Source organism: Herminiimonas contaminans (genome assembly GCF_015645465.1).
Classification (GTDB): Bacteria; Pseudomonadota; Gammaproteobacteria; order Burkholderiales; family Burkholderiaceae_D; genus Oxalicibacterium; species Oxalicibacterium contaminans.
Map to the genome: position 1 here is coordinate 206582 of NZ_JADOEL010000001.1, position 13128 is coordinate 219709.

Genomic DNA, 13128 nt, shown 5'->3' on the forward strand with positions numbered 1-13128 from the left:
GAAACAGCCGTCAACACATTCCGGAAGGCAATATTTTGCCTTCCGCCTGCGTTTTCGATCAGTAAGTCGCCAACACGTTCACAAAGAAGCCACGAGCGCGATACGACAGGTCCGTCAAATCATCCGAGTAGTTGGTGAAGTTATAGCCGACACCCGCTTTGATGCCTTTGTCGAAGTGACGATACAGACCAACTAATGCACCTGCCTTCGCATCTTTCGCTTCCGTCGCACGCAGATTGCGGAATTCAACCAGTGCATCCCACTCTTTGACGAAATGTATGTCAGCGCGCAGCACCCACAGATCCGCGCGGCTGGAGAACCATTCGCCACCGGCCACCGGGGTCTTCAGTTCACCGATACGGAAAGCATACTTACCACCTACCGACAACCACGGCAGCAAGTCGTAAATCGTATCAACTGCAAACACCTGGCTACGTTGTGCGTAATCCGCATTCAGGCCGGACGGCGTCAATTGACCATTGGTAGGTACATTGTTCAGGTTGGTGTACTTGAACAAGGTATTCCAGCGATCGTTATCGACCGGACGGTAAGCACTGGCCAACACGAATTCACGATAGTTACCATCGATGAATGCCCCCTGGTTATTGCGCGAGCGTGACACATTGAATTTGCTCAGGATGCGCCAGGCTGGATCAACCTGATAACCCAGGGTATTACGCATCAGCCAGGTTGTGCGCTCACCGGACACATTGCCGCTGTCCTTGCGCCATTCCAGGCTACCGCCGTATTTAAGGCCATCCTTTTTATAGCCGACCGAACCGCCCAGCGCGCGACGTTCAAGATCGCCCGCCAACGGATCGGAGACCGTACCGTATTCAGCTTTGGCGCCCCAGTTCCAGCGATCATTCGGCGCCCAGTCTATACCGAAGGCTTGGGTCAGGCTTTGCGGACCTGCACCGTTGGAAGCACGTCCTTCACCGAAGACACGCAACTGATCCGATACACGGGTGCTGGCACCGGAAACCAAAGTTCCTTGACGACCGCGCCACGCGATATCCGGACTTTCTGTTTCCATCGCATAGGTCAGGTAGGCATTGCTACGATCCGATACACGGTAATCAGCACCCACCTTGCCGCCTATACCCATGCTGCCATCCGATACTTCGGCCAGCAGCTTGACGCGTTCGCTGACTTGCAGCGAGCCACCTACACCAACGCGATTATTTGCATCGCGTGTGGCATCGTGATCCAGTGTCGCCTGCACGAAACCGTATGCTTCCCAGTCATCTTTCTCACCCGGCTTGCCATCCTTGCGCTCCGGTTTGTAGCCGACACGTACTTGTGCATCGGTACGTGACCCGACTTGTGACAGCAATGGGCTAGCATTGGCAACCACCTTGCTGCGGTCATCCATACGCGTACCGACTGCCACATCCCATTCAGGATTGATGGTTTGGCGCACTGCGACTTCGAGGTTCTGGCTATCCTGCAGATCACCGTTACGTTGATCAGCTTTGACCAGCAAGCGTGTACCCTGCACGATTTCGACGTCAGCATTCACACCTGTTTGCCGGATCGCTTCACCACTGACACCGATCTGGCCTGGTGCGGAGTAACCACGTTCACGGTTCTGCGCATAGGCGGAGAACTTGCCTTTCATATCGTCCGTGACTTCTGCCAGGTCGACCGCTGCTTCCACACGCTGCGCACCAGCCGTCTGGTTGGTACCGGGATTCAGGCTGTTGAAACCGAAACCACCATCCAGCGAAGTTTGCGAACCACTGCCCGGCCCCTTCGATTGTGCTACTTCGAATTTGACCCAGGTACCCGGTTTGTAACGGAAGGTACCATCTACTCCTTTCAGAGTCTGGCTGGTGCCGTCTTCGCCTTGATGGTAGCTGCTGATACCCAGTTGTACGTGATCGTTCAGCCATTGGCTGCCACGGAAACCGGTCGACAGATTGTTAATGGCTGTCACACCTGGTGCGTATTCATAAGTCGTCACCAGGTAAACCGGATTGCCGCTCACCGCCGACGTCATGATCAGGCTGGCGCTGCCGCCGGTCGATGACAATGGCGATTGCAGCAAGATGCGACCTTGCAGGTAGTTGATCTCGTAGTCCTGTGCTGGTGCCAGCTCACGACGTTCGATCACCATGCCGGAATCCTTGTCGCGTACCTCTACCCATACCCGCTCCGAACCCTGCGTGATATCCAGGTGGCGCAGGTAGTACAGCGAACCGCCGGTACCACGGAATTCTTCACGCGACGACAAGGTACCCGGATCTGCCAGGAAGGCATCGATCTGCGTTTGCTTCTCGCCGTAGGTGGTTGCATCTTCCGAACGATGACGCAGTTGCGCACCGTACAAGCCACGCGAGTATTGCATCAACTCGGTACCTGTCCAGCTGGTTTTGAAGTTACCCCACAGCGCATGCGAGTCGCCTTTTTGCAATTTCACATAGAACTTACCTTGTGTCGGCGCATCGTCAACCGTGGTGCTGTCATCGCCATAGACCGGGTAATACAGGTTCGGATCTATGCTGCGCAACAGGTATTTAGGATCCTTGCTGGAGAAGTTCGAGAACAAATCCTTGAACGGACCTTCGCGCGTATCCGCCGAAGCAGTCAGCAAGTACTCGCCCTTGATCTTGCCTTTCAGGTAGAACGCGGCACGACCGTCGACGTAGACTTTATTGTCGTAATGATCTCCGTTGTCACCCGTCACCAGTTTGATCGGGCCCGATGTCTTGTTCTGCCCTACCGTCAAATCACCAAGTGCCAGATAGAACCAGTCATTGGCTGCAATGTTCAGATTACGACGGAAGCTGTTCGCACGACCATCTGCTTCAGTCACGGTGACTTCGACTGACTGCGGACCGGCTGGCATGATTTGCTTCATCGCAAACTTGCCATTCGCATCCACCGGCAAATCCAGTCCGAGGGCAGCGACGCGCTGACCTGGCTGCATATGAGTGCCATTGACGGTAATCGTGCCGCCGGTCACCGGGATATTGCGCAGTGCCAGGCTGTTTTCACCGTAACCAGTCAGGCGTTCACGTTCTATCTTGTCCTGATCTTCATTTGCAGGCATCGCGCGATTCAACAGATTCAGCGACTTCAGACTGGTTTCATCGAAACGACCTTGTTCGTCATACACGCGCAACAGATAAAAGACTTGGTCATCCGCGACCACAGGTGCAGTCCAGTTCGTCACACCGGTCCACGAAACTGGCAACACTTCCAATGGTTGCTCTTGTGTCTTTTGTCCTGCTTTGAACAAACGCAACTCGGCCTTCTTCAGCCATGGTATGTAGTTGGACCAGGCACGGAATTCGACTTGCTGGCCTTTGACAGCTGCATTCGGCGTTGCCCAGATATTCATGGTCGGTGCAATTGCCAGACTGTCGTAGCGTACCTGGATATCTGCACGCTCAAGCGCAACGTCGGTACAACGCTGCCCATCCGCCTCATTCGCGTCATTACCCTGGAACGGTACGCCGTCGATAGTGATACGGAATGGCGCATCTATCATCTGCGACATCGCTTGCGGTGAACAAGGTGCAGGCTTAGGCAAGGCAACTACTGGTGCTGCCATATCAAACCAGACTTGCAAGCCCACACGGCGATTCTTGGCCATGCCTTCGGGTGTCGCATTCGATGCGAGCGGCTGGCTTTCGCCCTTGCCATCTATCGAGTATGTGATCGCAGGATTTTTCAATGCCTGCTTCAGGTAAGCGGCTACCGTCAGCGCACGCGCTTCAGACAAACCCTGGTTATCGGTAAAGATACGCTTGGCATTCGGTGACAGACGTTGATTGTCGGTATGACCGACGATCGCGATACGCATACCGGCGATCACACCTTTACGTGCGTGGATCTCGGCTATCAATGCATCCAGCGATTCCTTGGCGGACGGTGTCAGGTCAGCTTTACCGGATACGAACAGGCTCAAGCCTTTGGCTTCCTGCAGTGCCTTGCTCAGGTCTGCAGGTGCAGCAGGTACTTGCGCAGCACGATTACGCATCTCGGTCGCTTCAGCGCGTGTCACGCCGGACGGCATAGGATAGGCAATCTTCGGTTGCACTTCCGCCGGACGCGGTATCGAATGCAAATCGATGCGTCCGTTATCGATACGTTTGCCATTAATCTCTGTATCCGCCCAGGTGGATGGACCGGCAAACAACATGCTGATCGCCAATGCGATGGTGTGTGGTCGGAGCATCATTGCGCGCCCTCCAATTCTGTTTCTATCATCAGCGGAACAAGTGGCTCGCTTTCCTCATGCCCTTTCTTGCGCTTCTCCTTCCACATACGCTGTACACGATCACTGACGGCAGCGATGCGTTTCTTGGCGAGGTCTTTGGATTCCTTACCCTGACGGTATGCAATACGCAGAACCGTAGGACGTGATTGCAGTTGCTCCGGCAATTTATCCAGCTCCGAGATATAAGGTGCTTGCAATTCTGTGCCCTCACCTACGAATGCAGCACTGGAGAGTTCCAGTCGCACTACGCGATGTACGCTTGCACCAAAATTAAGTTTGACCATCTTGCCGCGGGTGACGCGAACGTCGCGCGGGTTCTCTGTAGTCAGGCGATAACCGGACGGCAAAGTGCGTTCATCCACTTTCATGACGAAGTTGGAACCGCGATCCGCATTCGGAATGGCCGCGCAAGCTACGTGGAAACGCCCTTCCTGATCGCTGGTCACCAGCAAGCCGCGGGCAGTCGCGATACGCACGTTGGCAATACCTGGCTCACCCTGGTCTTGATAACCATTGGCATTCTTGTCATCGAAGACCTTGCCGATGATGTCGGAACAATCAAAGGTCGGATCTGGCACCACGCGCACGGTAGCCGAAGCTGTGTTCGAGACTTGCGTTTTAGTGATGTCGTTAATTGAAGAGACGCGATTAACGAATTCACCTTCAGAGACGCCGGTACCGACGACCAGCATCATGCGCAGTGTCTTGCGCTCACCCGCTGTGAAAGTCTGGTTAGGCCAGGTCAGGTTGCGACCGCTGACCAAAGGTTCGGTTGGCACACCGTTCAGCGAAGCGGTACCGGTGCGATAACGGAAACCAGCTGGTATCACGTCGACGACATTGATGCCCGTCAAGGTTGCCGCCAAGGTGTTGGTGGCGGTGATGGTGTAAGGCACCAGATCTCCACGTACCACGTTGACCAGTGGGGTGCTCTTCGTCATCACGATCGCACCACCCAGGACTGGGTCCAGCGGGATATGGTTATTCCCAACGTTGGCCGATCTGGTAGGACCTGGCGTGTTCGACAGATTAAATGTCGTGTAGTACTGCGTCGAGCCGGAACCCAGCGTGCTGGTGGTAGCCGGGCAAGCACCAGGATTTTGCTTGGTTATTGCCAGTGCCGGTGCACCCACGTTGCTTTGTACCAGCGCTGGATCTGGGGTCGGTGAGACCAGCAAGGTATTCGAACATACCGGCAACAATGTCGATGGCGACGGTGTGTAACCCGCAGGATAAGTGGTCACAACCAGGGTATACATGCCTGGGGGTGCGTTCGAATTCAACAGGAATTGATACAAGCCATCAGCACCGGTAGTCGACGCACCAACGCCACCAATCACATGCAACGCCGGATCAAAGCCCGCAGGTCCCTGAATGGTAACCACTGCGCCGGAAACCGGTTGACGTGTGATCGCGTCATAGACAACACCAGTCGCACCACCGTGCCCTTCTTCTGCGAAGTTATTGTTCAGCGTCGATGTATTCGGCGGCAGAACGATATTGCTGATGCGGCTAGGCGTGACCGCCTGCGACGTAGCTGTACCTGGCGTACCACCGTTAGGCACAGGGCCTGCTGTCGTAATACCGTTGCTGGTACCAGATGGCTGGGTAGGCTGCAGCACAGAATAAGTGCCTGGCAACAATCCGCTGAAGCTGTAGTTACCGTCAGCGTCGGTTACTGTCGTTGCGACCACAACATTCGCTGCATTCAGCAACTGGATGGTGACGCCTGGCAGCGGTGTATCTACACCACTTTCAAACGTGCCATTCGGTACCGGATTGTTGTCCTTGAATACCTTACCGGAAATCGTGGATGCAGCGATCTCTGCAAAGTTGTTATTAATCGAACCCGAAATTTCACCCGCGCCGTTATCACCCAGTACGACATTCGCGATCTGGCTGCTGGTCGTGCTTGGGTTAGAGGCTGTGCCTGGTGTACCTGTGCTGCCAGCTACGTTCACTATCGTGCCCGCAGTGGTCGTGCCATTCAGTGTTCCTGGTGGTTGTGTAGGTTGGCACACCGAATAGGTGGCCGCACCCAGGTCGGCAAATATATAGTTACCTAGTGAATCGGTCGTCGCGGTTGCAAGCAATGGGCCGCTACAAGTCGGGCCGCTGCGCAATTCAATTGGCGAGTTGGCAATCGGGGTGTCGGTACCACTGGTAAATACACCGTTAGGAACCAGCTTGTTGTCCTTGAATACCTTGCCCGAAATATAGCCACGTGTGCTGATAGTCAGCGGTGCATTCGCAGGTTGTTGGTTATTACCCAGATTGGTTTGCAAGGCACCGGCCGGGATATTGTTGGTATGTACACCAGCAGCAAATCCGGTCACATTGACATCGATGGTACAGCCGCCTGGCGGGATGGTACCGCCGCTACGCAAACGTACACTGACTGCATTCGGCACTGCATCGACCGTGCCGCCGCAAGTGGTCGTAATGCCAGGCGTCGCCGTCAGGCTGATCTGACCAGGAGCGACCGGCAGTACGTCGTCAAAATTGGACGTCAGGGTCATCGTCGTCGCATTGTCATTGGTAATGACGATGCTCAGGCGCGATACGCCGTTCGGTGGAATCACTGCAGGAGAAAACTGCTTGCTAACGGTCGGTGGTGTCGAGACGATCAGTTCTGCACGTGTCGGCTCTTCATTCACGACACCTTCATTAGTCGTGACTGCACCAGCCGGAATCGTATTGGTATAAGTACCTGATACGTTGCTCAAGACGTTGACCGTCGCCGTACAAGAACTGGTCGGAGCAATCGTAGCACCGCTCAGGCGCACGCTGGTTCCCGATGGATCAGCGGTCACTACACCGCCGACGCAGGTAGTGCTCGCTCCCGGCGTAGGTGCCACAACCAGACCTGTCGGCAGGACATCTGTCACATTGACGCCGGTCAATGCGGTGGCATTGGTGTTTTCAAAACGCAGGGTCAGCACTGCAATCGCACCAGGGGCCTTATTATCAATACCGGTAGTGAAGCCAGCAGGATTACCTGCGTCCAGCGTGAGCAGACTAAACGCCTTGTGCACCGACAAAGGCGATTTTGCGCGCAAAGTATCGCTGGTCGGCGTTGTGTTATTGGTTGTCGTGCCACCGATAGTGACAGACAAGGCACCAGCCGGAATCGTATTGACGTAGTCGCCTGCCGCTGCAACCAGTACATCGATTTCCGCGTAGCAGCTGGCAGGTACCAGGCCACTTGCAGCAGGAATCGTGCCGCCGCTGACTTGTACGACGTTGCCGCCGGAAGATGTCACTGTTGCGCCTGTACATGTCGTCGTCGGATTGCCACCATCAGCAGGAATTGTCACGCCAGCTGGCAGAGTATCGTTCACCGACAGGTTGGTGCCCACCTGTGCCGTAGGGTTAAAGAAGGAAATGCGCAAACGCGAACGCTCACCCGGTTTGACCACATTCGGTGTGAACTGCTTGACGATACCTAAGTTGCTGCTGGTCGCCAGACTGGTCGATGCAGGAGCGCTGTTTGTCAGGCCTTGGTCAGTATGCAAGGCACCTGCCGGGATGATGTTGGTCACACCCGCTGCCACGGTTGAAGTCACATTAACCTTGACCGAGCAAGTCGTGTTCGCCGCCAATGTTGCAATGCTCAGGCTGACCGAGCGCGAGCCGGGCACGGCAACCACATTCCCCCCCGGGCAAGTCGTGCTCGCCATAGGACTCGCAGTGATAACCCAGCCATTTTCCGGTGCACCAGCAGTACCGTCAGTCGTGAAGTAATCGGTGACACCCATATTGGTAACGCCTTGGGTACCGCTATTGATATCAATCGTCAATTGACTGACCTGGCCCGGAAAGGTCAACGAAGATGGATTCGTCGATTTCAAAATGGTCAGGTTGGTTGGCGCATTACGTATCAGGGTCGCATCGACCGAACTTACATTGCGTACGCCACCGTCGGCGGTGATGTTGTTGGCTGGAATGCTGTTAAGCCAGTTCGTGCTACCCGTTGCGATGACATCAAACAGCAGCGAGCAACTTCCGCCGCCGTTGATGCTGGCTCCAGCTAGCGAAATCGAGTTCGCTCCAGCTGCACCGGTAATGACAGGTGTACCTGCACAAGTCGAATATGCGTTGGTCGGATTCGCCAAAACCATCCCGGTCGGCAATGGATCAGTCACGGCCACGTTGGTCAGTGGCAGAGTGCTCGAATTCAGCAGCTGCACGGTAACAGTCGATTTGCCACCAGAAGCTACACTGGCCGGATTAAAGCTTTTATTTGCAGTCAGCGCCGAGGTATAGGTCACGGTCGCCTGATTCGTTGCCAGCGGCGTCAGCGAGCGCGTCTGGTTATCTGCCAGGGTTTCATTGCCGCCTACCGTTGCAATATTGTTGTACACACCAGCAGGCCCCACTACGTCCACTTGCAATACGCAAGTACCATCCGCGCCTGTCCCGTTGCCTGCACGAGCCGGAACGGTTGCGCCATTCATGCTGACCGAAGTTGAATTTGGTGTTGCAGTGATGGTCGGCGCACCGCAGGTGCTGGCGGCATTCGATGGCGTTGCGACACGCAGTAGACCACCACCCGCAGTTGCCGCTGGCAAAGTATCGGAGATGGTTACGCTGGTCAGCGGATTTACCGATTTATTGTTCAGCCTGATCGTCATGCGGACGATGGTGCCTTCGGCAAAAGTGCTGACGCCAGGCGCTGATTCTGCAAATGCCTTGCTTACAGAAAGTACCGGAGCAGTTGGATTAGGCGGTGTCGTATTCGAACCACCGCCGTTACAAACCTGACCTGCACCATTGTTGTAACAGACGCCACCTGAATTAATAACGTTAGCAGTCGAGGTATTGGTAGTCAGCGAAGTCATCGCCCAGAAACTGACCTTACAAGAACCAGGTGCGTTAATGGTGCTGCGACCAGGAACCGTCGTCAGGTTAACCACTGGTGATGTTGCGCCGACTGGCGACGACGTGCTCACCGCGCCGCAACCTGCGCCAGTCACTGTCGGCGAGTAATTTACTCCGTTGATGGTGCCGGTCAGAAATGTCTGGCCATTGGTGAAGGTGTCAGTAATGCTGACGTTGTTGATCGCACCTGCACCGTAGTTTTGTACTTCAACCTCATAGCGGATCGGGTTACCCGGTGCCACCGAGGTAGGTGTAGAGGTTTTCAAAACACGCAAATCATCCGCCACCAGGATGGAGGAGGATGCCGGTTGACTACGTATCGCCGGGTTACCGACATTGACCGCGCCTTCCGACAATGCATTGGTATAAGTAACCGGAACACCAGTAGTTTGCACACGACCGGTAAAGTTCACGGTGACGGTACAAGTTCCAGCTGTATTACCGACTTTCGCAGGTATGGTGCCACCTGCCAAAGAAAATCCTACCGCAGTAGTGGTCGGTACAGCACCACATGTGCTGGTGGCGCCAGTTACCAACAGACCTTTGGTTCCGTCTGCGCCACCCACTCCATCAATAGGACTATCTACAAAATTGCTGATGTTAAGCGGTGTGTCGCCTTCATTCGTCAGCGTGATCGTGAAGCTACCGTTTTCTCCACTGGATAACGATGCCGCAGAAAATGCCTTTGACACCTTGAGCGGCGAAAGGACAGTGACATTTGCAGTTGCATCGGCAGATGCGGGTATACCCACGCTGTTGGTGAAGCCCGTGGACCGATTGATACGGTTGGTTTGCGCTCCGGTCGAATATGCACCATTGGTCTGGTTCGCTTCGACGTTGACTGTGAAGGTACAACTTCCGCTCGCGGGCAAAGTACCACTACCACTTACGGTCGTGGCACCTGCAACTGCAGTGATAGTCGGAGCGGGACCGCCACCGGTACAGGTAGCATTTGCAACCAGAGGAGTAGCGATCTTGATGATGCTGCTACCACCCAATTGAGGGAATGCATCAGCAATGTTAAAACTGTCGATAGCAACCGGATTCGTATTGCTGACGGTAACAGTCAACGCGGTCGGCGCACCACCAAGTACCAGGTTCGAATTTGCAAATGACTTGTTAATTTCCGGCTGTGCAAGCGCGCGTACACCAAAGGTCTGGGTTACCTGACCGCTATTCGCCACATTAACGCCGTTCTCTGTACCGGTTACCGCACCACTACCCAATTGATAATCGTAGCTAGCAGCGGCACCGTTCGAAGTTCCCGCAGTAACAGGAATATCGATAGTACAAGAGCCGTCTACCGCAGGGCTTGTCGTTGCAGCTGGAACTACGCCACCATCCAGCTTGATCTGCTGCGTACCAACCGAGGTAGTCATGGTTCCGCCGCAGGTAGAAACCGGAGTACCGGCTATTTTCAAACCGTTCGGCAAAGTACCGGGCAACAGATTGTCAAACGCGGTGTTATTGACAGGCACCGTCGCATTGTTCGACAAAGTAATGCGCAGGGTACGCACCTCGCCCGGATAAAAAGAAGACGGGTCCGGCGTCGTCACCGATGCAGTCAATGCAGCAAATGCAGACATAGGCAACAAGCCCATCGCCAGAGCCAGAGGCACTGACCGGAGCATGGATGCGAAAGACGATTTGGCAAAAATTGTGGGACGCGACATGGCAGACCTATCTACTTTTCAAAAATTTTTAAAACCAGGAGCACAGCGATCGACTGCTAAAAAATTGATCCAATGCAATAAATTTCCGAACGGAATATAAATTTCAGGCGGAGGAATCGCACGTAAACGATCGTCAACATTTGCAAACGAATTGCGGCAGATGTCCTGTTGACGCGGTGTTGACAGAAGAAAACTCGCTGAAGAAATGCTGCGGGAGGTTAATAAGTTTCGCGATGGAAATGCTGACAAATGCTGAGACGTGCGGAACTACGGGGAGCGGAGAAGAAGGAGAAAATGCGAGAAGAGTCGCGTGTGAATATTTTTGATAAGAAATAAATTCTCACAAGAAAAACAATTAGTTAGCGCGTTATCGCCTTATCGATACGACGCACATACACGCGTAAATTATTTCCACATGGAAATAATTTATGATTTTTTTGTTGAGTAAACGTTTGCAAACTAGACGACATAGGCGCGTCTCAATTTCACAATCCGTTTGAAATATCCAACACATCGTTTACAAAATTTGCACTTGCAAACACAGTGCATAAAAAAAGCCGGGTCTAAACCCGGCTTCGTTTTTTTACAACAGTGAAGATCAGAACTCTTCCCAATCGTCGGCACCGCTGCTAGCACCGTTCGCAATCTTCTTCGGCGCTGGAGCCGAGATCGCACGATTGGCAGCATCACCATGCGAAGGAACGACCTGTACTTTCGCTGTTTTTCTCACTGGTGCTACCGTCACAGCCGAGCTGTCCAACTTAAATACACTGACTGCTTCAGCCAGTTTCGCCGCTTGCTCATTGAGCGATTCCGCAGCAGCCGCAGCTTCTTCTACCAATGCTGCATTTTGTTGGGTGACCTGATCCATCTGACCGATCGCCTGATTGACCTGTTCAATACCCGCGCTTTGTTCCTGACTCGCTGCCATGATCTCGGACATGATGTCAGTGACATGACGCACACTTTGCACCACTTCATCCATAGTCACGCCAGCTTCTTCAACCAGCTTGCTGCCGAGCTCCACTTTATCGACCGAATCACCGATGAGTGTTTTGATTTCCTTGGCTGCTGCCGCAGAACGTTGTGCCAGGTTGCGCACTTCACTCGCCACCACGGCAAAGCCGCGACCTTGTTCACCAGCACGTGCTGCTTCGACGGCTGCGTTCAGTGCCAGAATATTGGTCTGGAATGCAATGCCATCGATGACGCCAATGATGTCGACGATTTTCTTCGCCGAGGCATTGATGTCTTCCATCGTATCGACCACGCGTGATACAACCGCACCGCCTTTTTCTGCGACTCCCGACGCAGATACGGCGAGTTGATTTGCCTGACGTGCGTTGTCAGCATTCTGTTTGACGGTAGAAGTCAGTTCTTCCATCGAAGATGCTGTTTCTTCCAATGAGCTGGCCTGTTCTTCGGTGCGGCTGGACAGATCCAGATTACCGGCAGCGATCTGACTGGAAGCGGTCGCTATCGTATCGATACCTGTGCGCACCTGACTCACGCTTTTCACCAGCCCATCATTCATGTCGCGCAAGGCATACAAGAGTTGGCCGGTTTCATCGTTGGAGTTGGACTGGATTTTGTTACGCAGATCACCGGAGGCCACGGTACGCGCAACCGACACCGCGTAATCGAGCGGGCGTGTAATGCTGCGTGACAACAGCCACGCCAGTATCGCGCTCAATATTAAAGCCATGGTGCCCAAAGCAATCAGGACCGTGCGGCCGGATGCATACAGCTCATCGACCTCGGCTTTGGCTTTCAGGAAAATCGTTTGCTGAAACTCCACGACAGCCTGTACCGACTGATTGTAGGAAAGCAGCGCCGGGTCCATTTTTGTTTCTATCAGTTTTTTTGCTGCGGCTTCAGCTGCAGGATTGCCTTCCGCCTTGAGTTTGAACACATCCTTGCGGACATCCATGTAAGCAGTACGCTTCTCACCGACGACGCTCATCAGCTTCTTGCCTTCGTCGCTATGAATCAACTCAACGATCTGGTTTTGCAGCTTGGTGATTTCCAGGCTTTGCGCTTCCATTTCAGTCTGGAATTGCTTCTGCACTTCCGCATCATTACTACGTACACGTGCTGCGGTACGCACTGCATTCGCGATATTGCCCAGATACCATTGATGTGTCAGCCGCTCCTTGGTAGCGGCCTCCTCCATATGCACAGTAGCCTGTGCTACCTCCTGCAAACGCCAGACACCGATCACGATCATGGATGCCATCAGTGCCAGTATCACAGCGAACGCCAGTCCCAGACGTACGCCAATTTTCAGATTAGTTATTTTCATTTTTATACTCAAAGTGAAGAAAGGATATTTGCAAAAGGATGTTC

3 protein-coding genes are annotated in these 13128 nt (G+C 53.9%); all 3 read right to left on the minus strand.

Translation table 11 applies throughout. From position 1 onward, the window contains the following. Positions 1 to 58 precede the first annotated feature (58 nt). The 3 genes from IXC47_RS00940 to IXC47_RS00950 all read right to left on the minus strand — a co-directional run bounded on the left by IXC47_RS00940 (position 59) and on the right by IXC47_RS00950 (position 13084). Complete coding sequence (locus IXC47_RS00940) at positions 59 to 4189, minus strand: OmpA family protein (protein ID WP_195874434.1); 4131 nt, start codon at positions 4187 to 4189, stop codon at positions 59 to 61. Continuing rightward, positions 4186 to 10782 carry a DUF7933 domain-containing protein gene (locus IXC47_RS00945; RefSeq protein WP_195874435.1) on the minus strand — a complete coding sequence of 2199 codons (6597 nt, stop codon included), beginning with the start codon at positions 10780 to 10782 and terminating at the stop codon, positions 4186 to 4188. The genes IXC47_RS00940 and IXC47_RS00945 overlap by 4 nt, the downstream gene beginning before the upstream one ends. Positions 10783 to 11380: 598 nt before the next feature. Beyond that, positions 11381 to 13084: a methyl-accepting chemotaxis protein gene (locus IXC47_RS00950; protein WP_195874436.1), complete on the minus strand. Its 1704-nt coding sequence runs from the start codon at positions 13082 to 13084 to the stop codon at positions 11381 to 11383. Positions 13085 to 13128: the final 44 nt, after the last annotated feature.